The following is a 23,099-nucleotide window of genomic DNA, read 5'->3' on the forward strand; positions in this document are numbered from 1 at the left end:
GTGAGCGGGCTTGTCCCGCGCTGGGCGGCGTAGCTGCCCTAACCAAGACGCTGCATTTTTTCAGGCAAATCGCAGCGCCGGGTTTTGGGGCAGCTTCGCCGCCCAGCGCGGGACAAGCCCGCTCACTACAAATACTTATTCATATCGGAACACGTATTCATCCAGTAGCACTCACCTTAGACCTGCCGATACGGCAGCGCCGTCTTCGCCTCTTCGGCATACGCCACGATCCCCACCCGCTCGCGCTCGAGGAAATCCTCCACGGCGTTTTTCAATCCGGGATGACGCAGGTAATGCCACGAGCGTGTAATCACCGGCTCAAACCCGCGAATCAACTTGTGCTCGCCTTGGGCCCCCGCATCAAAGCGTTGCAGGCCGTGGGCGATGGCGTAGTCCATACCCTGGTAGAAGCAGGTTTCGAAGTGCAGGCGGTCGAATTCCGCCAGACAGCCCCAGTAGCGGCCGTAGAAGCTGTCACCACCGATCAGACTGAAGGCCATGGCGACCGGGCGGGTACCTTGTTTGGCCAGGACTACCCGAATCGCTTCGGGCATGCGCTCGGCCAGCAGGCTGAAAAAAACGCGGGTCAGGTAAGGGGCTTGGCGGCGGACCGCGTAGGTGTTGGCGTAGCAGGCGTAGGCAAAATCCCACTGTGCTTCGCTCAGTTCATGCCCTTGCAGCCATTCGAACTCGATGCCCTGCCCCGCCACTTGCTCACGTTCCTTGCGCATCTGTTTGCGCTTGCGCGAGCTCAAGGCATCAAGGAAATCCTGGAAGTCGCGGTAGCCACGGTTCTGCCAGTGAAACTGACAACCCAGGCGCTGCAACCAACCCGGCTGTTGCGCCAGTGCAGCATCGGCCAGCGCGTCAGTGAAGTTGATGTGGGCACTGGAGAGTCCCTCGATTTCGAGGTAACCCGGCAGGCTTTTCAGCAGCTCAACACCCTCCTCGGCATTCGCCGCCAACAGGCGTGGCCCGCTCACCGGGCTGAACGGCACAGCTGTCAGCAGCTTGGGGTAGTAATCGATGCCGGCCCGCTCACAGGCATCCGCCCACCCATGGTCGAACACATACTCGCCATAGGAATGCCACTTGCGATAACTGGGTAATGCTGCCACCAGCCGATCGCTGTCCCAATGCAGCAAATGCTCCGGCTGCCAGCCGGATTGCGGGCCCAGGCTGGCGCTGTCTTCCAGGGCACTCAGGAAAGCATGCCGCACGAAAGGCTGGGCGTCCGGCACCAGTGCGTCCCAAACCTGCGGGGCGATTTCGGACAGGCTGTCCAGGCGTTGCAACGGCATGTGCATCCTCACTGATCGGGGGCGTGAAAGCCTCGCGAGTATCGCTTATCGCCGGTCCCAGCACACCCCCGAATCGCGCGACAAGGCTCTAAACCAATAGTTCCGATCCTAAATAATTTGTCATCTAGATGACATCACTTAGCCACTGCGCCGTCATAAACGATCGTGATACTGACGCCTGTTTTTAGAGCCCCTGGTTCTAGCAGGTGGTTATTTTTCCGTCCGTCATCGGTCGGTTGTGTCCTGGATGGTTTGCCATCCCTCCTCACTTTCGGAGATTGATATGCGTCTTGCTTCCACTAAAACTGCGGCGGCCCTGTGCGGCGGCCTGTTACTGGCCCTGAGCGTTCCGGCCAGCGCTGCAGTCGACGCTAAATTGCTCGACATGCTCAAGGCCAACGGTCAGATCACCGCGGCGCAGTACACTGAACTGCAAAGCGAATTGGCCAAAGACCAGAAAGAACAGCAGATCGCACGGCAAGCTCAACAAGAGACCAACGAACAGATCGCCGCCACCGCGAAGAAAACCAATGAGCTGAGCAGTTTCGACCAGAAGCTGGCCTGGGCTGCCAAGACCCAGCTCAAGGGTGACGTGCGCTTCCGCCACGAAACCATCAAGATCGACGGCACCCCGAACAACGGCGGCAAGGACAAGGACCGTGAGCGCATCCGTGCTCGTCTGGGCGCCTACACCGAGATCAACTCGCAGGTCGACACCGGCATCCGTATCGCCACGGGTAGCAGTGACGACGCCCGTTCCACGAACCAGGACCTGGACGGCTACTTCAACAAGAAGTCGATCTGGCTGGACCTCGGCTACATCGACTACCACCCGGACCAGATCAAGAACCTGCACGTGATCGGCGGCAAAATGCTGCAGCCGTGGGTCAGCATGGGTGATGTGATCTGGGATAGTGATATCAACCCGGAAGGCCTGGCCCTGACTTACAAATACCCACTGGGCAGCAGCGCCGAGCTGTTCGGCAGCCTGGGTAACTACAACCTCAAGGACAACGTCAACGGCGACGGCGTGCAGTTTCGCAATGACCTGCGCATGACCGCCGGCCAGTTGGGGTCGCGCTTCACCCTGACCGACAACCTGAAACTGACGCTGGGCGGCAGTGTTTATGCGTTCCAGAACGATGAAGACAGCCGCTGCCCGACCGCTGGCTCTACCGCTTGCCTGACCCCAGCCGAAACGGTCGCCAACACCACAGCCGGTAATGCCAGCGAGTACCGCTTGTATGAAGGCTTCAGCCAGATCGATATCGGCGGCCTGGCTGTACCGTTGTCGTTCTATGGCCAGTACGTGCAAAACACCAAAGCCACAGATAAAGACCAGGACACTGCCTGGTTGCTCGGTGCCAAGTCCAAAGTGTTCGGCTTCAACCTGGACTACAACTACCGCGACGTACAACGCTACGCAGTGGTCGGCGCCCTCACCGACTCGGACTTCGCCGGCGGTTTCACCGGTGCACGCGGTCACAAGTTCAAAGTCGGCTACGACATCGACAAGAACTTCGCTGTCGGCGCCACTTACTTCCTGACCAAAGCGGACTACGCCAGCGCCGCAGGCTACCGCGATGCCAACGCCAACACCCTTCAGTTGGACGCAGAAGCCAAGTTCTAAAGAAGCAGCTTTGAGCGGCAAGCGACAAGCTTCAAGGAGAAGCGGGTCACTTGCCGCTTTTCACTTGCAGCTTGCAGCTGCTTCACTCCCCCTTGAGCCGCTCGGCAGCCAGCCGCTGCGCCAAGGCATCCACACCTTCAACCGGCTCATCCGGCATTATCTTCAACGTGGCCTGCATCAGACGCATCTGGCGGATAAACCGTCGGCAGTTCGGGCAGAACATCAAGTGATGACGCACCAGCAGACGCTCGCGAAAGGTCAATTGCCCATCGAGATAGTCACTGGAACGTGCCACTTGTTCTTTACAGGTCAGCATTCGCCCGTTTCCTCAAAATGCTCCACCGTGGCGAAGACTTTAAGCCGCGCTCGGTGCAACAGCACACGGACATTGGAGAGCGACAGCGTCAAGAGATTACAGATCTCTTCCAGCTCCAGACCCTGGCGTTCACGCAGCACCAGCACGCTGCTTTGCAGATCAGACAGACTCAGCAACGTGTGTTCCAGGCATTTACGCAATTCATCCTCGGTCAGCAAGGCTTCCGGGGTGTCCTGATGCCAGGCGCAGGGGGCGACGGCCCAGTGGCCATCGTCCGGGGCGAAACGGTCATCACCAAGGGTGCCGTGGGGTGAAGGCAGATCATCGAGCAATACTTCGCGACGATTCTGCTTGTAGCGCCCCTTGGCCGCGTTGGCGGTGATAGTCAGCAGCCAGGTCTTGAGGCTGGAACGCCCTTCGAATTTGCCCAGGTTGCGTACCACAGACAGCCAGGCATCCTGCACGATTTCGTCGGCGTGGCGCTGGCCGACGATGGCATAGGCCACTGCACGCATGGCGCTCTGATAGGTGGCGACCAACTCCTTATAGGCCCGTTGCTCACCCTTGAGCAGACGTTCAAGCAGGTGCGCGTCGTCCGCTGCTGCCATTGATTAACCTCGATTTCACTGTCGAAATCCGATCCCCTGTAGGAGCTGGCTTGCCTGCGATGGCATCACTGCGGTGTAACTGATACACCAAGGTGTCTGTATCGCAGGCAAGCCAGCCTCCCACAGTTGACCGTGATCGACCGGTAGATCAGCGTTTACGCAGGATCACGCTGCCAATCGAATAGCCCGCGCCAAACGAACTGAGCACGGCCACGGAACCCTTGGGCAAATCATCTTGATAGGTGTGAAACGCAATCACCGAACCTGCCGAACTGGTATTGGCGTAGGTGTCGAGGATCACCGGCGCTTCTTCCACCGTGGCTTCGCGGCCGAGCAGTTTCTTCACGATCAGGTGGTTCATGCTCAAGTTGGCCTGATGCAGCCAAAAGCGCTTCACATCGGCCACGTTCAGCTGGTTTTCCGCCAGGTGCACGCCGATCAGCTCGGCCACCATCGGGCAGACATCGCGGAAAACCTTGCGGCCTTCCTGCACGAACAGCTTGTCAGGCGCGCCGACGCCCTCTTCCGCGGCGCGGTTGAGAAAGCCGAAGTTGTTGCGGATGTTATTGGAGAACTTGGTCAGCAGCTTGGTGCTCACCACGTCAAACTGATGCTCGGAGGTGGCCAGGTCGGCGCGCTCGAGGATCACAGCCGTGGCCGCGTCACCAAAGATGAAGTGGCTGTCACGGTCGCGGAAGTTCAGGTGGCCGGTGCAGACTTCCGGGTTGACCATCAGGATCGCCCGCGCCTGGCCCAGCTGGATGCTGTTGGCGGCGTTCTGGATGCCGAAGGTGGCCGAGGAACACGCCACGTTCATGTCAAAACCAAAACCCTCGATGCCCAGGGCTTCCTGGACCTCAATGGCGATGGCCGGGTAGGCGCGCTGCAGGTTCGAACAGGCGACTATGACACCGTCGATGTCAGCGGCGGTCTTGCCGGCGCGTTGCAGGGCTTGTTCGGCAGCACCGATGGCCATCTGGCAGAGCACCGACCACTCGTCGTTGCTGCGCTCAGGCAGGCGCGGGGCCATGCGCTGCGGGTCGAGGATGCCGTCTTTGTCCATCACGAAGCGGCTCTTGATGCCCGAGGCTTTTTCGATGAAGGCTGCGCTGGATTCAGTCAAGGCTTGCACGTCACCGCGCTCGATGGCGGCGGCGTTAGCGCTGTTGAACTGTTGCACGTAAGCATTGAAAGACTGCACCAGCTCTTCGTTGGAGATGCTGTTGGCCGGGGTGTACAGGCCAGTGCCGCTGATGACGACGTTATGCACGGTCGTTCCTCTAAATCTGTCAGGCAGAAGATATTGGTACCGTCGTACCAAACTGTAAGTAGTCCGATTCCGCACCGCGGACACCAAACTGGCATCGCTTTATTCCATCGCGTCGCGACGCTTCACGACGATCCCGGCATTTATAACGGCGAAGTTTGCCACAAACCCTGGGATTTGGCGCCATCTCGCAGCTATGCCCAATTTAATGTGGGAGCGGGCTTGCTCGCGAAGGCGGTGTGTCAGTCACAGATGTATCAACTGAAACACCGCCTTCGCGAGCAAGCCCGCTCCCACACTGGACCTGCGTCGTCCTTGAAACCGGGAACGATCTCAGGCCTCCACCAAACTCCACTGTTTACTCAGGCGCTTGTCGGAAATCGGCACTTTGGTGCCCAATTGCTGGCCAAACAACGACACCCGATACTCCTCCAACCACCAGCGATACAGCTCCAACTGGGGATCGCGCTTGCCTTCCTGGGCGTGCTTTTTCAGGCGGTTTTCGTAGTGCGTCCACAAGCCTCCCAGCTCGCCGCTCCATACCCGATCCTTTTGTACTTGGCTGGGCAGTTTCTCCAGGCGCAGCTCGATAGCCTTGAGGTAACGCGGCAGTTCCTTGAACCACTGCGCCGGGGTTTCCCGCACGAAACCGGGGTACACCAGGCTGCTCAACTGCTGCTTGATGTCATTTAGGGCCACGGCCTGGGCCAGGTCGATCTTGCCTTTGAAGCGCTTCTGCAAGCCATGCCAGAGTTTCAGCACCTCCAGGGTCAAGCGCGCCAGGCGTTCGGCGTGTTCAGTCCAGCTGCCACGCTTGCGCTCAGCCAAGGCAGCCAAACCGGCACCGTCACGCGGCAGGCTGGCTTCGCCTTCAAGTACGCAGGTGTCGAGGCTGGCCAGCAGGATGTCTTCCACCAGCGCGTCGATACGCCCCAATTCGCGGTACATCAGCCCCAGTTCAGTCAGGCCAGGCAACTTGCCGCGCAGGAACTTGGCCGGTTCCGCCAGTTGCTGCATCAGCAGACGCTGCAATGCGCGGCGATGCTGGAATTCAGCCTCGGCCGCCGTCGAGAAGCGCCCCTCCTTGACCGTGCCGTTTTCTTCCACCAGCGCCGGATAGACCGTCATGGACAGCCCGGCAATCTTCTGTTGAGTTTTTTCCGCCACCGCCGCAAACACCTTGGCCTCCACCGGCTGCTGGCTTTTCGCGGTTTGCGGCACGGCCAACGCTGCCTGGCTGGCCTCGGCAAAGCGCGCCGTCAGTTCAGCCAGGTCGCGGCCTTCGCCGAGGAACTTGCCCTGGCCGTCGACCACTTCAAGGTTCATCTTCAGGTGGTTTTCCACCTGCTGTGACGCTTCGGCCCAGGCTTCATCGCTGACCCGCGCGCCGGTCATGCGCAGCAGCTCGCGGCCCAACGCCTGAGGCAACGAGCCCTGGCCGAATTCGATGCGTTGCAAAGCGGCCTTGACGAAGTCCGGCACTGGCACAAAGTTTTTGCGCAGCGCCTTGGGCAGGTTGCGCACCAGGGCGATGCACTTGGCCTCGATCACCCCCGGCACCAGCCATTCCAGACGCTCCGGCGGCAAGGCCGGCAACAGCGGTGCCGGCACGCGCAGGGTCACGCCGTCGCGCGGGTGATTGGGTTCGAAGTGGTAACTCAACGCCAGTTCCAGGTCGCCCAAGTGCAGGGTGTCCGGATAATGCGCGGCGGTGACTTCACTGGCCTCGCGGGCCAGCACGTCTTCTTCGCGCATGATCAGCAGTTGCGGGTCTTTCTGGCTGTTGACCTTGTACCAGCTGTCGAAGGTCGCGGTCTGGTGGATTTCTGCGGGCAGGCGCGCATCGTAGAAAGCGTAAAGCGTTTCTTCATCGGCCAGGATGTCACGGCGGCGCGCCTTGGCCTCCAACTCGTCGAGCTGTTCCAGCAATTGCTGATTGGCCGTCAGGCACTTGGCCCGCGATTGAATCTCGCCACGCACCAGGCCTTCGCGGATAAACAGCTCGCGCGACACCACTGGGTCGATCGGCCCGTAATGCACCGGGCGCCGCCCGACCACAATCAGCCCGAACAACGTGATCTGCTCAAAGGCCACGACTTGCCCGCGCTTCTTCTCCCAATGGGGCTCAAAGTGGTTTTTCTTGATCAAGTGCCCGGCCAGCGGCTCGATCCAGTCGGCATCGATCTTGGCGACCATGCGCGCATACAGCTTGGTGGTTTCCACCAGTTCGGCGGTCATCAGCCATTGCGGGCGCTTCTTGCCGATGCCCGACGACGGGTGAATCCAGAAGCGTCGCTGGCGTGCGCCGAGGTAATCGCCGTCTTCGGTTTTCTGGCCGATCTGGCTGAGCAAGCCGGACAACACCGCCTTGTGCAGCTTTGGAAAGTCCGCCGGCTCTTTGTTGAGGGTCAACTGCATATCGCGGCAGATCAGGCTCAACTGCCGGTGGGAATCGCGCCACTCGCGCAGGCGCAGGTAGTTGAGGAAGTTCTTGCGGCACCAGTTGCGCAGCGGGCTGGCGGTCAATTCCTGGCGCTGTTCTTCAAAGCCGCGCCACAAATTGACCAAACCAGCGAAGTCCGAGTCCGGATCTTTCCACTGCGCATGGGCCTGGTCGGCGGCTTGCTGACGTTCGGGCGGACGCTCGCGCGGGTCCTGGATCGACATAGCACTGGCGACGATCAGCACTTCCTGCAAGCTGCCGAGTTTGGCCGCTTCCAGCAGCATGCGGCCCATGCGCGGGTCCACCGGCAGGCGCGCCAGTTGGCGACCCAACGGCGTGAGCTGGCTGTTACGGTCGACCGCCGAGAGCTCTTGCAGCAGGTTGAAACCGTCGCTGATGGCCTTGCCGTCCGGCGGCTCGATAAACGGGAAGTCGGTGATTTCGCCGAGGCGCAGGTGCAGCATCTGCAAGATCACGGCAGCGAGGTTGGTGCGCAGGATTTCCGGGTCGGTAAATTCCGGGCGGCCGATAAAGTCTTCTTCGCTGAACAAGCGAATGCAGATCCCCGGCTCGACCCGGCCACAGCGGCCTTTACGCTGGTTGGCGCTGGCCTGGGAAATCGCCTCGATCGGCAGGCGCTGCACCTTGGCGCGATAGCTGTAGCGGCTGATACGCGCGGTGCCGCTGTCGATCACATAACGGATGCCCGGCACAGTCAGCGAGGTTTCCGCAACGTTGGTCGCCAACACCACGCGCCGGCCCGGATGGGACTGGAAGATGCGCTGCTGTTCGGCCGGTGAGAGGCGCGCGTACAGCGGCAGGATTTCGGTGTGCTTGAGCTGGGCTTTGCGCAACATGTCGGCGGCGTCGCGAATCTCGCGCTCACCCGGTAGAAACACCAGCACGTCGCCGGGGCTGCGCCGTTCGCTGCGCTCATAAGCGGCGATCTCATCGAGGGTGGCGAGGATCGCCTGGTCAACCGTCAAGTCGTCTTCGACGCGGTTGCCCTCCTCGTCCTGCTCCAGGGTCAACGGGCGATACCACGTGTCCACCGGGAAGGTGCGGCCCGACACCTCGACAATCGGTGCACCGTCAAAGTGTTTGGAAAAACGCTCCAGATCGATGGTCGCCGAGGTGATGATCACCTTCAGGTCCGGGCGACGCGGCAGCAGGGTTTTCAGGTAGCCCAGCAGGAAGTCGATGTTGAGGCTGCGCTCGTGGGCTTCGTCGACGATGATCGTGTCGTAGCGTTCCAGATAGCGGTCGTTCTGGGTTTCCGCCAGCAGGATGCCGTCGGTCATCAGCTTGATCAGGGTGTTCGAATCGCTCTGGTCTTCGAACCGAACTTGATAGCCGACCAGCGCGCCCAGCGGCGTAGCCAGTTCTTCGGCCACCCGGCTGGCAACGCTGCGCGCAGCGATCCGGCGTGGCTGGGTGTGGCCGATCAGGCCGAACTGGCCCCGACCGATTTCGAGGCAGATTTTCGGCAGCTGGGTGGTCTTACCCGAACCGGTCTCACCGGCAATGATCAGCACCTGATGCTTGTTCAACGCCGCCTTGATTTCATCGCGCTTGGCGGCAATCGGCAGGCTGTCGTCGTAGCGAATCACCGGCAGGCTGGCACGCCGCGCCGTGACCTGGGCGCAGGACGCCTGCATCCGCGCAACCCACTGCGCCAGCTTTTCCTCGTCGGGTTTCTTGCGCAGCTCAAGCAACTGCCGCCGCAAGCGGTTGCGGTCGGCAAGCATGGCGTGATCGAGGGTTTTGAGCAGTTGGTCGATAGTCGGCGCTTGGTCAGTCATCAGGGCGGCAAGGGTCTTTTGGGTAAGGCAGGCGAGACCTGCACAGCATTAATCGATTGAGTGGGAGGGATTGTCGCAGATTTCGACCGACCGGGAGACGTTCCATCACGTGGCGATGGTCTTTAGTGCCAGCCCAATAGCGACTTTTACTACACAGCTGTGGAGGCTCTTCTCACTGTTAAAAAGCGAAAGTCCGATTTGATGGATGAGATATGCAGGCTTCAATAAGTCTCCAGATACACCTCGCAAATTAGACCGCTCAACCCTGAAAACGGAGCTTTATATGCCAATCGATTCCGTCACGTCGCGCTTGCCAAGCTATGAAAAATCCATGCGAGCAAAACCGCGTTCGGCAGATACGCAGCCACCGCCCCGCTATGAGTTCCCTCCGGCCTACACGGAAAAGCCGTCCTCACCCCCCCCAACAGCCAAGTCTCGTCGGAGCAGCCAACCAACCTGAGGGCGAATATAATTTCGAACTACCCCGTTACAAGCCAAGCAGTACGAGGAATGAGTTTTATGAGCGGTCTATAACTCACAGAAGCAGCGATATCAGAGCTTTCTTACGAGAGAACGTTGAAAAAATCCCGCGCGCTTTTGAGATAAAGTTCATGTGCTCATGAAGACCTCCAAATCAGAGTGAGCGCTCCACTTATTAATTACCAAAATGGTTAGTCGGAGTATTTATGCCTATAGATCGTATGTCTTCTTCTCGTGTCGGAGGCTATGGACATTCATTTGCGGAAAAGCACCAACGCACCCCCGAATACACGTCACAAGGTGCATCGGCCCCCTCTTCCAGCTCATGGAAAACACTTGAGACTTTAAAAAAGCTCCCCACGGACTTCCCTACGTCCGTCGTGAGTCAAAGTTCCCTTGATAGACCTATAGGCTTATTACAGCGAAAAATAGAATTGGAGGGCAAGGGCGGTTCGACCAAGAATGTCGACCAAGCCTATAAGGATTCGATAAACAATCTGTATCAGGAAACTTCGAAAGCCCAGAGTAAGGCCCCAGACGAGAAAGACAGGAACCGCCTGACCAACTGGAGTGATCAAATACTACAAACTAATCAATACACGCCATTTTTGACAAAATAGCAAATAAGCCTTACCGAAAATACACCACCTGTAAATACCTCCCACCTCAAACTACTGACACTTTCATAAGTGTCGGTAGTTTAACGGCACGTTCTAAAGATTACTAAGTCGCGATCATTAAGCTGTTCAAGACACTCCTCCTCACCTGCGCCGGTAAGGAAACACATCAATGACCTTGCCGGCGCGAATCGCTTCCTGCAGCCCTTTCCAGTAGTCGGCGTTGTACAACTCGCCATGCAGCTCATCAAACAGCTTGCGCTGGCCGGCGTCGGCGAACAGGAACGGTGGGAATTCTTCGGGGAATACATCCAGCGGGCCGATGGAGTACCAGGGCTCGGAGGCCATTTCATCCTCGGGCGTACGCGGTGCGGGGATGTGGCGGAAGTTGGCCTCGGTGAGAAAGCAGATTTCGTCGTAGTCGTAGAACACCACACGGCCGTGGCGGGTGACGCCGAAGTTTTTCAGCAGCATGTCGCCGGGGAAGATATTCGCCGCCGCCAGTTGCTTGATGGCCAGGCCGTAGTCCTCCAGGGCTTCGCGCACTTGGGCGGGGTTGGCATTCTCGAGGTAAAGGTTGAGCGGGGTCATGCGCCGTTCGGTCCAGCAGTGGCGGATCAGCACGGTGTCGCCTTCTACTTCAACGGTGCCGGCGGCGACGTCCAACAGCTCGGCCAGGCACTCGGGTTCGAATTTGCTCAGGGGGAAGCGGAAGTCGGCGAACTCCTGGGTGTCGGCCATGCGCCCGACGCGGTCGACACTTTTAACCAGGCGATACTTTTCGATCACCGTGGCGCGGTTGACGTTTTTCGACGGTGAAAAGCGGTCCTTGATGATTTTGAACACGGTGTTGAAGCCCGGCAGGGTAAACACGCTCATGACCATGCCGCGCACACCGGGGGCCATGATGAATTGATCGTCGGTGGTCGCCAGGTGGTTGATCAGGGCACGGTAGAACTCTGACTTGCCGTGCTTGTAAAAACCGATGGAGGTGTACAGCTCGGCGATGTGCTTGCCCGGCAGGATGCGCTTGAGAAAACCGATGAATTCCGCCGGCACCGGCACATCGACCATGAAGTAGGAACGGGTGAACGAGAAGATGATCGACACATCGGCTTCGTCGGTGATCAGCGCATCGATCTGGATGCCCTGGCCTTCGCGGTGCAGCAGCGGGATCACCAGGGGCCATTGTTCGTCGCGGGTATAGATACGCCCGACGAGGTAGGCGCCTTTATTGCGGTAGAGCACCGAGGAAAACAGCTCGACCTTGAGGTCCGGGTCCTTGCAGACCCAGTCCGGCAGGTTTTCGCGCAGTTGGGCTTCAAGGCGGCGCAGGTCGGCGGCGAGGTCGGCGTAAGGTTCGCTGAAGCTGTAGTCGGCAAAGATCTGCGCGAGCATTTCCGGGATTTTCCCGGCGGGCGTGTAGGTGCGCGTCTGCGCGGCCCTTGCCCGGCGCAGGCTGGGCCGGGTGGTGTGGATAAACATGCAGCCGTCGCTGATCAGGTCGTGACTGAACAGGCCGCAGAAGATCGAGTTGTACCAGGTCTCGGAAAGCTCATCGTCAAAACGCAGGTCGATCAGGCCGATGTAGGCGCTTTTCACCACGGGCCACACATCAATGTCGAGCAGCGCGGCAGCATCGAAGTGCTCGCGCAGGCGTGCGGTCACTTCACTGACCTTGTCTTCATAAAGGTTGATCCGCGCCGCCGACGCTGCCTGCCCCTGCTGCCACTGGGCCTTTTCAAAGCGCTCGCGGGCGCCATCGGTGATCTGGCGGAAGTGCTCGCGGTAATCGTCGAAGCCATCGAGGATCATCTGGGCGACAGCGAGGGCGGACTGCGACATGCGGGAAACCTCTATGGGCATCTGGAAGCCCTGAGCTTAGCCAGTGTACGAGGGCAGGAGAAGGGTCATTTTTTGGACTGCCTTGTACAACTTCGTTCATTTCGTACATTTATTTTCAATTCTTTAATTCGACCAATCGGTCAATAAACGCACCGTTTAGTCCCTCTGCGTTTTCTCTGCACGCTTGAAACGGCGGGCCTTGTCAGCCTGAGCCTGCGACATCGCTTTGCGCACTGGTCTGGTTGAGCCACCAAGGGCATTGGTTCCAGCTAAGGGAAACCCTGATTACCACAGTGATAGCACTTTGATATACAGCGCGCCCTCTCCCACCCTAACAAGGTCCAAAGACCGATCCGGGAGCAGGTTCTAATCGCCCAAGGAGCATTGAGATGTCATTGAGGAACATGAAGATCGGCCTGCGTGCCAGTCTGAGTTTTGCGGTTTTGGCCAGCTTGCTGGTGATCGTCGGGATGTTTGGCCTGGGCCAGATGGCCAAGCTGCGGCAAAGCGCGCTGATCATTGAAGAGTCGTGGATGCCGAGCATCGAGAACATCCACGACAGCGCGGCCATTGTCGCCAGTATCCGCCTGGAGGCCTTGCGCCTGGCGACCACCGACGAATCGCGGATCCGTGACAACAGCAAAGCCCTGATCACCCGCCAGCGCGTTGAGCTGCAAACCCTGCTCGACCACCATAAAACCCTGCTCAGCGACGACGAGGAACGCGAGTTGCTCAAGCGGCTCGAAGGAAACGTGAATACGTACGTGAGCCTGGTCGAGCAGATCGTTGCCCTGGTGGACAAGGATCAGCAACAAGAGGCCATCGACCTGCTCAACAGCCGCCTCGCGCCACAGGGTGTGGTCCTCAACAAGAGCCTGGAAGACATGATCAGCTTCAACCAGAACGGCGTGGAAGCCGCAGCAGACGCCGCCGCGCAGACGTATTCCAGCGCGCAGTGGATCGTCGGCTTGATCATCGTGTTCGCGCTCATCGCCACCTTGCTGCTGGCCTGGCTGCTGACGCACAGCATCACCGCCCCAATCGGCCAGGCGCTGATCGTGGCACGCACCATCGCCGGCGGCGACTTGAGCCAGCCGATCGCCGTCAGCGGTAACGACGAACCGGCTCAATTGCTCACCGCCCTCGCCACCATGCAGTTGCAATTGCAGGGCACTATCCGCGGCATCAGCGAATCGGCGCAACAGCTGGCGTCGGCTGCCGAAGAGATGAGTTCGGTGATGGAACAAAGCACCCGTGGCCTGCAGGCGCAGAACGATGAGATCGAACAGGCCGCCACCGCCGTGACTGAAATGAGCGCCGCCGTGGACGAAGTGGCAGGCAATGCCGTGTCCAGCGCCGAGGCGTCCCAGGCCTCGGACGAGGACAGCAAGCACGGCCACTACCAGATCAGCCAAACCATCAGCTCGATCCAGAACCTGGTGGACGAAGTGCTCGGCGCCTCGAACAAGGCCGAAGGCCTGGCGGTGCAGGCGCAGGACATCAGCAAAGTGCTGGAAGTGATCCGTGGCATCGCCGCGCAAACCAACCTGCTGGCACTCAACGCCGCCATTGAGGCGGCGCGTGCAGGCGAAGCCGGGCGTGGTTTTGCGGTAGTCGCCGACGAAGTGCGCTCCCTGGCGCAACGCACCCAGGACTCCACCGAAGAAATCGAACAGATGATCACCGGTATCCAGCAAGGCACCCAGGACACCGTCGAAGCCCTGAACAGCAGCGCCGAGCACGCCGGCCAAACCTTGCAACGGGCCAACAGCGCTGGCAGCGCCTTGGAGAAAATCACCGCGGCCATCTCGCAGATCAGCCAGCGCAACCTGGTGATCGCCAGCGCGGCCGAGCAACAGGCGCTGGTGGCACGTGATGTGGATCGCAGCCTGGTGAATATTCGCGACCTGTCCACCCAGACCGCCGCTGGCGCCACTCAAACTTCGGCGGCCAGCCAGGAACTGTCGCGTTTAGCGGTGGACCTGAATGGGATGGTGACGCGGTTTGTTCTGTAATCATTAGAAATGTCATGCAACACTCGCCGCCTATTTATGTGGGAGTGATCCGTGAGACCTGTCGACACCCTTTATCTGCTGGGGCTCGCCGCCATCTGGGGCGCGAGTTTCCTGTTCATGCGCATTATCGCGCCGGAAATCGGCACGGTGCCGACTGCGTTTTTCCGCGTGTCGATTGCCGCCGCCGGGTTGCTGGCGATCCTGGCGATGATGCGGGTGAGCTGGGATTTCCAGGGCAAGTTCAAGACCGTTTTGCTATTGGGGGTGATCAACTCCGGAATTCCGGCAACCATGTATTCGGTGGCGGCCCAGGTGCTGCCGGCGGGTTACTCGGCGATCTTCAATGCCACCACGCCGTTGATGGGCGTGCTGATTGGCGGGCTGTTTTTCAGCGAACGCCTGACGCCGTCGAAAGTCGCTGGGGTGTGCCTCGGCTTGTTGGGCGTGGGTGTGCTGACCCGCGCGGGGCCGGTGGCGTTTGACTTGGAGCTATTGATGGGCGCACTGGCCTGTCTGCTGGCAACCACCTGTTACGGCTTTGCCGGGTTCCTGGCACGGCGCTGGCTGGATCAGCGCGGCGGCTTGGACAGTCGCCTGTCGGCCCTGGGCAGCATGCTTGGCGCGACCTTGTTTCTGCTGCCGTTCTTCGCCTACAGCGCGATCAGCCAGCCTCCAGCGAGTTGGGGTGGTTGGCAGGTGTGGTTGTCGCTACTGGGATTGGGGCTGGTGTGCACGGCGTTTGCCTACATCCTGTACTTCCGCCTGCTGACGTCCATTGGGCCGGTGAGGTCGATGACCGTGACCTTCATGATCCCGCCGTTCGGCGTACTGTGGGGGGCGTTGCTGCTGGATGAGCCATTGTCCATGGCGCACCTGTATGGCGGGGTGTTGATTGCGGGCGCGTTGTGGTTGGTGTTGCGGCCGAAAAAACTGTGAGCGAAGCCGTTCGCTCACAGTTTGATTGGATCAGTTTTTACGGAAGACAAACATCAACCCGATGATGATCAACCCCATCCCCAACAGGCTCAGCACAGCGAGCGTGTTGCCAAAGATCAGGTAGTCCATCACCGCCGTCACCGCCGGCACCAGGTAAAACAGACTGGTGACATTCACCAGGTTGCCCCGGGCGATCAGGCGGTACAGCAACAGCGTTGCCAGCACCGACACCACCAGCGCCATCCACAACACCGGCAGGTAAAACCCGCTGTTATGCTCGAAGTGGAACGGCTGGAACGGCACAACCACCGAACACAGCAACAGCCCCGCCAGGTACTGCACCGGCAGCGTGCCCAAGGGGTTGTCGGTGATACGCTTTTGCATGATCGAGCCGAAGGTCATGCTTGCCAGGGCCAACAGCCCGAACAGCACGCCGGCCAGGGACATACCAGACAACCCGATGCCCTGGTAGACCACCATGATCAGCCCCGCCAACCCTAGCCCCAGGCCGAACAGCCGGCGCCACGAGCGCTGACGTTCCATCAGCACCACCGTCAGGATCGGCTGCACGCCCATGATGGTTGCCATCATGCCGGGAGTGACTTTCAGGTCCAGGGCCAACAGATAAAAAATCTGGTAGGCCCCCAGCAACACCAGGCCGGTAGCCGCCGCATACGCCATGGGTTTGCCGGGGCGTGGCAATTTCAGCGTGAGGATCGGCACCAGAATCACCAACCCCGCCAGGGCAATGGCAAAGCGGATCAACAGAAACGCGAAGGGTGAAGCATGGGCCAGGCCCAATTTGGAGAAGATCGCCCCGCTGCTCCACAGCAAGACAAACAGGCTCGTCGAGGCCGCTGCGGCCACGGATTGTTTCGAAAAAACAGACATGGATACCACCTGTCATCAGGCAAAAAAGCCGATTCAGCAGTTGCTGAAACTCAGTAGGTTTTTTCAGGCGGGCAGACGGGAACAGCAATCAGCTGATCAGCTGATCAGCCCGAAAGGCCAACACCCGGCGGTGATACGACTGCGTACACCGGCGTGCGACTGACAGGTGGGGGGTAGTGGCTGATCTGCGCAGGCTGCTGGTTCCCGCACGGCACGACTGCAGCGTTGGACGCTGAATCGACTACCGCTATGCGCTGGAAAGCTGGCATGGGCTGATCTTGTGTGAAGGGATGAAGAGGCCCGGACTATAACCAGTCGTTACCCGGGTTGGCAATCACTTCACCCACGCGCAGTGCGTGGAGGCGTTTTCATGCAGGCCTTGGCGGACCGGTCGCTATAATGCGCCCAGATTTTTCCAAGGACTTCCCATGCTCGCATTGCCCTGGCTGTACCTGGCGCTTCTTTCTATCGGCTACCTATTGGCCTTGATCTACGGGCAACTGGGGGTGCTGGCGGGTGTGTCCGTCGCCCTGCTGCTGATCGCCGGCTATGCCGTACGCCAGCAACGCACACCTTGGGCGCGCTACCTGGGCCACGGGCTGTTTATTGTATTGGCCCTGGGCCTGGCGATGCACTGGCTGCCGGGTTTCTACAACGGGCGTGGTATTGCCCCACAACGTTTCACCGCCGACGCCGTGCCCTTCTCGATGTACCTGAACCAGGACAAACCGCTGATTGGCTTCTGGCTGTTGCTGGCCTGCCCCTGGATCGTGGCGCGGCGCTCGCTGCGCCTGTCGATCTGCGTGACCGCCCTGGCCCTGACCCTCACCGCCATCGCCGCCTTGGGCACTGCCACCTTGCTCGGAGTGATCAGTTGGGCGCCGAAATGGCCGGAACCGGCCTGGCTCTGGGTGCTCAATAACCTGCTGTTAGTGACCCTGGTAGAAGAAGCCCTGTTCCGTGGCTATGTCCAGGGCGGCTTGAGCCAGCGCTTCAAACATCTGCCTTACGGCGAAAACCTCGCACTGCTGCTGGCCTCGCTGCTGTTTGGCCTGGTGCATGTCGGCGCAGGCTGGCACTGGGTGCTGCTGGCCAGCATTGCCGGGGTGGGATATGGCCTGGCTTATCGCTTCGGCGGCCTGGGCGCGGCGATAGCCACGCACTTTGGTTTGAATCTGCTTCACTTCGGGTTGTTTACCTACCCGATGCTGGCCGGGTGATTGTTGCAAAATTAAGTTAAATAAAAGCGTTTTCCGGCCGACAACCCTTGAAAGCCTTGCGGATTGAACAATCATGCGTAATAACCAACCCGTTACCCAGCGCGAACGTACCTTCCCCGCTCAGCAACGGTTGATCTCCACCACAGATGCCAAGGGCGTGATCACCTACTGCAACGACGCATTTGTCGAAATCAGTGGGTACACCCACGAAGAACTGGTCCGTGCCCCGCACAACCTGGTCCGTCACCCGGATGTTCCGGCGGCGGTGTTCGCGCACATGTGGTCGACGCTCAAACAAGGCTTGCCATGGATGGGCATCGTCAAGAATCGCTGCAAGACCGGTGATCACTACTGGGTTAACGCCTATGTGACGCCCGTCTTCGACGGCAACCAGGTGGTCGGCTACGAATCGGTGCGCATCAAGCCCACCTCTGAGCAGATCCGCCGGGCCGAAGCGCTTTATCACCGCATCAACCAGGGCAAGTCAGCGATCCCGCAGCGGGACAAGTGGCTGCCGGTGTTGCAGGACTGGCTGCCGTTTATCCTGGTGAGCCAGCTGAGCTTCATGATCGGCGCGTCACTCAACTCCCACTGGGGCTTTGCCCTGGCGGCTGGGTTGTCGGTGCCGTTGGGCCTGCTCGGCCTGAGCTGGCAACAGCGTGGCCTCAAGCGCTTGCTGCGACTGGCCGAGCAGACCACGTCCGACCCGTTGATCGCGCAGATGTACACCGACAGCCGTGGCGCCCAGGCGCGCCTGGAGATGTCGATCCTCAGCCAGGAGGCGCGTCTGAAGACGTGTCTGACGCGCTTGCAGGACACTGCCGAGCACCTGAACGCCCAGGCGGCGCAGTCCAACACCCTGGCGCATAACAGCTCCAGCGGCCTGGAACGCCAGCGTGTGGAAACCGAGCAGGTGGCTACGGCGGTCAACCAGATGGCGGCGACGACCCAGGAAGTCGCCAGCCATGTGCAGCGCACCGCCGATGCGACCCAAGAGGCTAACCGCCTGACCGGTCGCGGTCGCGATATTGCCGGGGAAACCCGCGAGGCGATTCAGCGCCTGTCAGCCGCCGTTGGAGAGACGGGCGCGACCGTTACTCAGTTGGCCAAGGACAGTGATGAGATCGGCGGCGTAGTCGACGTGATCAAGGGCATTGCCGACCAAACCAACCTGCTGGCGCTGAACGCAGCCATCGAAGCGGCGCGTGCCGGTGAAATGGGCCGTGGGTTTGCGGTGGTCGCTGACGAAGTCCGTCAACTGGCCCAGCGTACCGCCGAGTCGACCGGGCAGATCCATGCCCTGATCGCCAAGCTGCAGCACACCGCTGCGGCGGCTGTGCAAACCATGGACGCCGGGCATCGCCAGGCCGAAGAAGGCGTAGCGCGGGTGATGGAAGCGGATCAGGCGTTGGTTGGCATCAGCGAAGCGGTGGCACATATCACCGACATGACCACCCAGATCGCTGCTGCCACTGAAGAGCAAAGCTCCGTGGCCGAAGAGATCAGCCGCAATATCAGCACGATTGCGCTGTTGGCGGACCAGACGTCGGAGCAAGCGTTGAACTCGGCGCAGTTGAGTGAAGAGCTGACGCATACCGCGAATACCCAGTATTCGCTGGTGGAGCGTTTTAACCGGTAAATCGATTGTGGCGAGGGAGCTTGCTCCCTCGCCACAGGTTTCACTCAAGCTCTCTAATAAAGCTAGAAACCCGCACCGCCGCAGCCTCCAGATGCTGCTCATGACTACACCCCGACGCCTTCAACGGCTTCAAATCATGATCCCCCGCCACCAGCCACATCACCTCGATGCTCGGCGACAAGTCGTACCTCTCCACCGCCGCCCGATTACCCAGCGCATCGCGCTCGCCCTGCACAATCAACGTCGGCGCCTTCAACCCGGCCAGGTGCTCGACCCGTGGTTTTTCTGGCTTGCCCACCGCATAGAACGGATACCCCAGGCACACCAGCCCATCGGCGCCCACTTCATCGGCCAACAAACTGGCCATGCGTCCGCCCATGGACTTGCCGCCGATAACCAGTTTCCCAGCGACATGACGTCGCACCTCGGCATACACCTCACGCCAGGCTTCGAGCAGTTTTGGCGCCGGATTCGGTGGCCGCCTGCCCCCGTCCACCCGGCGCTGGGCCATGTACGGAAACTCGAAGCGCAACACGTTCACACCATGCCCGGCAAGGCGTGCAGCCATGTCGTTCATAAACCCGGAATCCATTGGTGCACCGGCGCCGTGGGCCAGGATCAGCGTGACGGGAGCGGCTGAAGTCGTCCTCGACGCCGCATCCCACAACCACCCATGTTCCCGCACACACTGCGCCCATTGATCCCCGTCAATACTGGCCTTGTGCTCTTTGCCCATGCTTGCCTCGCTTTTTAGTCTACCTATAACTCCAGCCCAAGTGCCGCATCTGCTTGGGTTGAACCGTGGATGGGGAACCATGAACACTACTTTAAGTACCGCCTATAACTACAAGGTGGTCCGCCAATTCGCCATTATGACGGTGGTGTGGGGCATCGTCGGCATGGGGCTCGGGGTTTTTCTCGCTGCTCAATTGGTTTGGCCTGCACTCAACTTCGACTTGCCCTGGACCAGCTTCGGCCGCCTGCGCCCGTTGCACACCAACGCGGTGATCTTCGCCTTCGGTGGCTGCGCGCTGTTCGCCAGCTCCTTCTACTCGGTGCAACGTACCTGCCAGACGCAGCTGTTCGCGCCGAAAATCGCCGCATTCTGCTTCTGGGGCTGGCAGCTTGTCATTCTCTTGGCCGCCATCTCCTTGCCACTGGGCTACACCAGTTCCAAGGAATACGCAGAACTGGAATGGCCGATCGACATCCTGATCACCATTGTCTGGGTGGCGTATGCCATCGTGTTCTTTGGCACGATCATGAAGCGCAACACCAAGCACATCTACGTCGGCAACTGGTTCTTCGGTGCGTTCATCATCACCGTGGCCATCCTGCATATCGTCAACAACCTGGAAATCCCGGTCAGCCTGACCAAGTCCTACTCCCTCTACGGCGGTGCGACGGATGCCATGGTGCAGTGGTGGTATGGGCATAACGCGGTAGGATTTTTCCTCACCGCCGGCTTCCTCGGCATGATGTATTACTTCGTGCCGAAACAGGCCGAGCGCCCGGTGTATTCCTATCGGTTGTCCATCGTGCACTTCTGGGCACTGATCACCCTGTACATCTGGGCCGGCCCGCACCACTTGCACTACACCGCGCTGCCGGACTGGGCACAGTCGCTGGGCATGGTGATGTCGCTGGTGCTGCTGGCACCGAGCTGGGGCGGCATGATCAACGGCATGATGACGTTGTCGGGTGCCTGGCATAAGTTGCGCAGCGACCCGATCCTGCGCTTCCTCGTCGTCTCCCTGGCGTTCTACGGCATGTCGACCTTCGAAGGCCCGATGATGGCGATCAAGACCGTCAACGCCCTCTCCCACTACACCGACTGGACCATCGGCCACGTACACGCCGGCGCCCTTGGCTGGGTGGCGATGATTTCCATTGGCGCGCTGTACCACATGATCCCGAAAGTCTTCGGTCGCGAGCAGATGTACAGCCTTGGCCTGATCAACGCGCACTTCTGGCTGGCCACCATCGGCACCGTGCTCTACATCGCCTCGATGTGGGTCAACGGCATTGCCCAGGGCCTGATGTGGCGTGCGGTCAACGAAGACGGCACCTTGACCTACTCCTTCGTCGAAACCCTGGTGGCCAGCCACCCTGGCTTCATCGTGCGGTTGGTGGGCGGTGCGATCTTCCTCAGCGGCATGTTCCTGATGGCTTACAACACTTGGCGCACCGTGCGTTCGGCGCAACCTGCCGAAGTTGCCGCTGCGGCGCAGATGGCCTGAGGAGTCTGTGATGAAACACGAAACGATTGAAAAGAACGTCGGCCTGCTGATGCTGCTCATGGTGCTAGCCGTGAGCATCGGCGGCCTGACCCAGATCGTCCCGCTGTTCTTCCAGGACGTGACCAACAAACCGGTTGAAGGCATGAAGCCCTACACCGCGTTGCAACTGGAAGGCCGTGACATCTACATCCGCGAAGGCTGCGTACAGTGCCACTCGCAGATGATCCGCCCGTTCCGCGCCGAAACGGAACGCTACGGCCACTACTCGGTCGCCGGTGAAAGCGTGTGGGACCACCCGTTCCTGTGGGGTTCCAAGCGCACCGGGCCGGACCTGGCGCGCGTTGGCGCACGCTACTCGGACGACTGGCACCGCGCGCACTTGTACAACCCGCGCAACGTGGTGCCCGAGTCGAAAATGCCGGCCTATCCGTGGCTGGTCACCGCCCAGGTCGACAGCAGCCATACCGAGACCAAGTTGAACGTGATGCGCACCCTCGGCGTGCCCTACACCGACGACGACATCAGTGCCGCCGTGGCCAGCCTCAAAGGCAAGACCGAGATGGACGCGCTGGTTTCGTACCTGCAAGTACTCGGTACTGCCATCAAGAGCAAGAGGTGAGCCATGGGATTTGAATTCGATGCGGGCACCATCCGCGGCCTCGGCACGCTGGTGGTCGCCATCGCCTTTATCGGCCTGTCGCTGTGGGTGTTCAACAACCGGCGCAATGCGGAATTCGAGCAGGCGCGCCTGCTGCCCTTCGCCGATGAACCTTCTCCATCCGACGCTCAAGAAGAGCCTGCAATAAGGAGCACTCGGCCATGACCCTGTTTTGGAGTACATGGATCTGCGTACTGACCCTCGGCAGCCTGATCGGCCTGACCTGGCTCTTGATCGGTACCCGCAAGGGCGAGACCAAGGGCAGCGTCGACCAGACCATGGGCCACGCCTTCGACGGTATCGAGGAATACGACAACCCGCTGCCCCAGTGGTGGTTCATGCTGTTCGCCGGCACCCTGGTGTTTGCGGTCGGCTACCTGATCCTCTACCCGGGCCTGGGCAACTGGAAAGGCGTGTTGCCGGGCTATGAAGACGGCTGGACGTCGGCCAAGGAGTGGGACAAGGAGATGGCCAAGGCCGACACCAAGTTCGGGCCGATCTTCGCCAAATTCTCGGCCATGCCGCTGGAAGAAGTCGCAAAGGACCCGCAAGCGCTGAAAATGGGCGGTCGCCTGTTCGCTTCCAACTGCTCGGTGTGCCACGGCTCGGATGCCAAGGGCGCGTTTGGTTTCCCAAACCTGGCGGACAACATCTGGCGCTGGGGCGGTTCGGCTGAAGCGATCAAGACCACCATCCTGAACGGCCGCCACGCGGCGATGCCGGCCTGGGGTGACATGCTCGGCGACAACGGAGTGAAAAACGTCGCTGCGTACGTCCGCCACGACGTGGCCAAGCTGCCATTGCCTGCCGACAGCACCGCTGACCTGGCCGCAGGCCAAGCGGCGTTCAACACCACGTGTGTCGCGTGCCACGGTCCAGAAGGCCACGGCATGGAAGCCATGGGCGCACCCGACCTGACCAAACCGGCCGGCTACATCTACGGCACCAGCCTCGCGCAGTTGCAGCAGACCATCCGTCACGGCCGCCAAGGCCAAATGCCGGCGCAGGAAGTGCTGCAAGGTAACGATAAGGTGCACTTGTTGGCCGCGTATGTTTACAGCCTGTCCCACAACGCTGATGGTGCAACGCCAGAAAGCCAGCCCGAGTGACCTCTGAATGCCGCCCCAACTTGGGGCGGCAGCTCTACCCCGCTACGCGACCAAGTGTCGCACCCTTCCAAAGCACACCTTT

At 60.2% G+C, this 23,099-nt stretch carries 16 protein-coding genes and 1 pseudogene; 9 read left to right on the plus strand and 8 right to left on the minus strand.

Annotation, left to right across the window (positions count from 1 at the left end; genetic code table 11):
• Positions 1 to 176: 176 nt before the first annotated feature.
• Positions 177 to 1,301, minus strand: a complete 1,125-nt coding sequence (locus AB4O35_RS26660; RefSeq protein ID WP_065946226.1) for a GNAT family N-acetyltransferase — start codon at positions 1,299 to 1,301, stop codon at positions 177 to 179.
• 283 nt (positions 1,302 to 1,584) lie between these two features.
• Here AB4O35_RS26660 and AB4O35_RS26665 point away from each other — a divergent pair.
• A pseudogene (locus AB4O35_RS26665) lies at positions 1,585 to 2,460 on the plus strand (putative porin); the annotation flags it as partial.
• A 553-nt stretch (positions 2,461 to 3,013) separates the two neighbouring features.
• Here AB4O35_RS26665 and AB4O35_RS26670 read toward each other — a convergent pair.
• From AB4O35_RS26670 to aceK, 5 genes are all read right to left on the minus strand, one after another.
• Positions 3,014 to 3,247, minus strand: coding sequence for an anti-sigma factor family protein (locus tag AB4O35_RS26670; protein WP_065881214.1), 234 nt, complete (start codon positions 3,245 to 3,247; stop codon positions 3,014 to 3,016).
• Entirely contained in the window at positions 3,241 to 3,855 is a 615-nt protein-coding gene (locus AB4O35_RS26675; protein WP_460149384.1) for an RNA polymerase sigma factor, read from the minus strand. The genes AB4O35_RS26670 and AB4O35_RS26675 overlap by 7 nt, the downstream gene beginning before the upstream one ends.
• A gap of 148 nt (positions 3,856 to 4,003) precedes the next feature.
• Entirely contained in the window at positions 4,004 to 5,125 is a 1,122-nt protein-coding gene (locus AB4O35_RS26680) for a beta-ketoacyl-ACP synthase III (RefSeq protein ID WP_065873826.1), read from the minus strand.
• Positions 5,126 to 5,455: 330 nt separating this feature from the next.
• Entirely contained in the window at positions 5,456 to 9,367 is a 3,912-nt protein-coding gene (gene hrpA / locus AB4O35_RS26685) for an ATP-dependent RNA helicase HrpA (RefSeq protein WP_065873827.1), read from the minus strand.
• 1,241 nt (positions 9,368 to 10,608) lie between these two features.
• The gene (gene aceK, locus AB4O35_RS26690; protein WP_065881217.1) at positions 10,609 to 12,309 is read right to left on the minus strand and encodes a bifunctional isocitrate dehydrogenase kinase/phosphatase; all 1,701 of its coding nucleotides are present in this window, start codon (positions 12,307 to 12,309) and stop codon (positions 10,609 to 10,611) included.
• Positions 12,310 to 12,713: 404 nt separating this feature from the next.
• Between aceK and AB4O35_RS26695 the strand changes: the two genes are divergently transcribed.
• Positions 12,714 to 14,324: a methyl-accepting chemotaxis protein gene (locus AB4O35_RS26695; RefSeq protein WP_371915023.1), complete on the plus strand. Its 1,611-nt coding sequence runs from the start codon at positions 12,714 to 12,716 to the stop codon at positions 14,322 to 14,324.
• Positions 14,325 to 14,375: 51 nt separating this feature from the next.
• Positions 14,376 to 15,260, plus strand: a complete 885-nt coding sequence (locus tag AB4O35_RS26700) for a DMT family transporter (protein WP_065889779.1) — start codon at positions 14,376 to 14,378, stop codon at positions 15,258 to 15,260.
• Positions 15,261 to 15,290: 30 nt separating this feature from the next.
• Here AB4O35_RS26700 and AB4O35_RS26705 read toward each other — a convergent pair whose 3' ends face one another.
• Positions 15,291 to 16,151, minus strand: coding sequence for a DMT family transporter (locus tag AB4O35_RS26705; protein ID WP_065873831.1), 861 nt, complete (start codon positions 16,149 to 16,151; stop codon positions 15,291 to 15,293).
• Between the two features lie 428 nt (positions 16,152 to 16,579).
• On the opposite strand from AB4O35_RS26705, the gene AB4O35_RS26710 reads away from it, so the two are divergent.
• Both AB4O35_RS26710 and AB4O35_RS26715 read left to right on the plus strand, forming a co-directional pair.
• Positions 16,580 to 17,371: a CPBP family intramembrane glutamic endopeptidase gene (locus AB4O35_RS26710; RefSeq protein WP_065946229.1), complete on the plus strand. Its 792-nt coding sequence runs from the start codon at positions 16,580 to 16,582 to the stop codon at positions 17,369 to 17,371.
• A gap of 73 nt (positions 17,372 to 17,444) precedes the next feature.
• Complete coding sequence (locus AB4O35_RS26715; protein ID WP_065873833.1) at positions 17,445 to 19,010, plus strand: methyl-accepting chemotaxis protein; 1,566 nt, start codon at positions 17,445 to 17,447, stop codon at positions 19,008 to 19,010.
• 40 nt (positions 19,011 to 19,050) lie between these two features.
• Here the strand turns inward: AB4O35_RS26715 and AB4O35_RS26720 are convergent, their stop codons facing one another.
• Entirely contained in the window at positions 19,051 to 19,746 is a 696-nt protein-coding gene (locus AB4O35_RS26720; RefSeq protein WP_065889788.1) for an alpha/beta family hydrolase, read from the minus strand.
• Positions 19,747 to 19,825: 79 nt separating this feature from the next.
• On the opposite strand from AB4O35_RS26720, the gene ccoN reads away from it, so the two are divergent.
• From ccoN to ccoP, 4 genes are read left to right on the plus strand one after another with little or no spacing between them, the layout of a single operon-like run.
• Positions 19,826 to 21,250 carry a cytochrome-c oxidase, cbb3-type subunit I gene (gene ccoN / locus AB4O35_RS26725; protein WP_049712053.1) on the plus strand — a complete coding sequence of 475 codons (1,425 nt, stop codon included), beginning with the start codon at positions 19,826 to 19,828 and terminating at the stop codon, positions 21,248 to 21,250.
• A gap of 10 nt (positions 21,251 to 21,260) precedes the next feature.
• Positions 21,261 to 21,869, plus strand: coding sequence for a cytochrome-c oxidase, cbb3-type subunit II (gene ccoO / locus AB4O35_RS26730; protein ID WP_065881223.1), 609 nt, complete (start codon positions 21,261 to 21,263; stop codon positions 21,867 to 21,869).
• Positions 21,870 to 21,872: 3 nt separating this feature from the next.
• Positions 21,873 to 22,073 (plus strand): cbb3-type cytochrome oxidase subunit 3, encoded by a 201-nt coding sequence (locus tag AB4O35_RS26735; RefSeq protein ID WP_010208563.1) that lies wholly within the window; start codon positions 21,873 to 21,875, stop codon positions 22,071 to 22,073.
• Positions 22,070 to 23,017 (plus strand): cytochrome-c oxidase, cbb3-type subunit III, encoded by a 948-nt coding sequence (gene ccoP, locus AB4O35_RS26740; protein ID WP_065873837.1) that lies wholly within the window; start codon positions 22,070 to 22,072, stop codon positions 23,015 to 23,017. The genes AB4O35_RS26735 and ccoP overlap by 4 nt, the downstream gene beginning before the upstream one ends.
• Positions 23,018 to 23,099 lie beyond the last annotated feature (82 nt).

The organism is Pseudomonas sp. H1_A03, assembly GCF_054685145.1.

What these genes read in the sequence shown, in the direction of transcription:
- AB4O35_RS26660 (WP_065946226.1), bottom strand. Translation starts at nt 1,301, where the DNA reads ATGCCGTTGCAACGCCTGGACAGCCTGTCCGAAATCGCCCCGCAGGTT.
- AB4O35_RS26670 (WP_065881214.1), bottom strand. Translation starts at nt 3,247, where the DNA reads ATGCTGACCTGTAAAGAACAAGTGGCACGTTCCAGTGACTATCTCGAT.
- AB4O35_RS26675 (WP_460149384.1), bottom strand. Translation starts at nt 3,855, where the DNA reads ATGGCAGCAGCGGACGACGCGCACCTGCTTGAACGTCTGCTCAAGGGT.
- hrpA (WP_065873827.1), bottom strand. Translation starts at nt 9,367, where the DNA reads ATGACTGACCAAGCGCCGACTATCGACCAACTGCTCAAAACCCTCGAT.
- aceK (WP_065881217.1), bottom strand. Translation starts at nt 12,309, where the DNA reads ATGTCGCAGTCCGCCCTCGCTGTCGCCCAGATGATCCTCGATGGCTTC.
- AB4O35_RS26695 (WP_371915023.1), top strand. Translation starts at nt 12,714, where the DNA reads ATGAAGATCGGCCTGCGTGCCAGTCTGAGTTTTGCGGTTTTGGCCAGC.
- AB4O35_RS26705 (WP_065873831.1), bottom strand. Translation starts at nt 16,151, where the DNA reads ATGTCTGTTTTTTCGAAACAATCCGTGGCCGCAGCGGCCTCGACGAGC.
- AB4O35_RS26710 (WP_065946229.1), top strand. Translation starts at nt 16,580, where the DNA reads ATGCTCGCATTGCCCTGGCTGTACCTGGCGCTTCTTTCTATCGGCTAC.
- AB4O35_RS26715 (WP_065873833.1), top strand. Translation starts at nt 17,445, where the DNA reads ATGCGTAATAACCAACCCGTTACCCAGCGCGAACGTACCTTCCCCGCT.
- AB4O35_RS26720 (WP_065889788.1), bottom strand. Translation starts at nt 19,746, where the DNA reads ATGGGCAAAGAGCACAAGGCCAGTATTGACGGGGATCAATGGGCGCAG.
- ccoN (WP_049712053.1), top strand. Translation starts at nt 19,826, where the DNA reads ATGAACACTACTTTAAGTACCGCCTATAACTACAAGGTGGTCCGCCAA.
- ccoO (WP_065881223.1), top strand. Translation starts at nt 21,261, where the DNA reads ATGAAACACGAAACGATTGAAAAGAACGTCGGCCTGCTGATGCTGCTC.
- AB4O35_RS26735 (WP_010208563.1), top strand. Translation starts at nt 21,873, where the DNA reads ATGGGATTTGAATTCGATGCGGGCACCATCCGCGGCCTCGGCACGCTG.
- ccoP (WP_065873837.1), top strand. Translation starts at nt 22,070, where the DNA reads ATGACCCTGTTTTGGAGTACATGGATCTGCGTACTGACCCTCGGCAGC.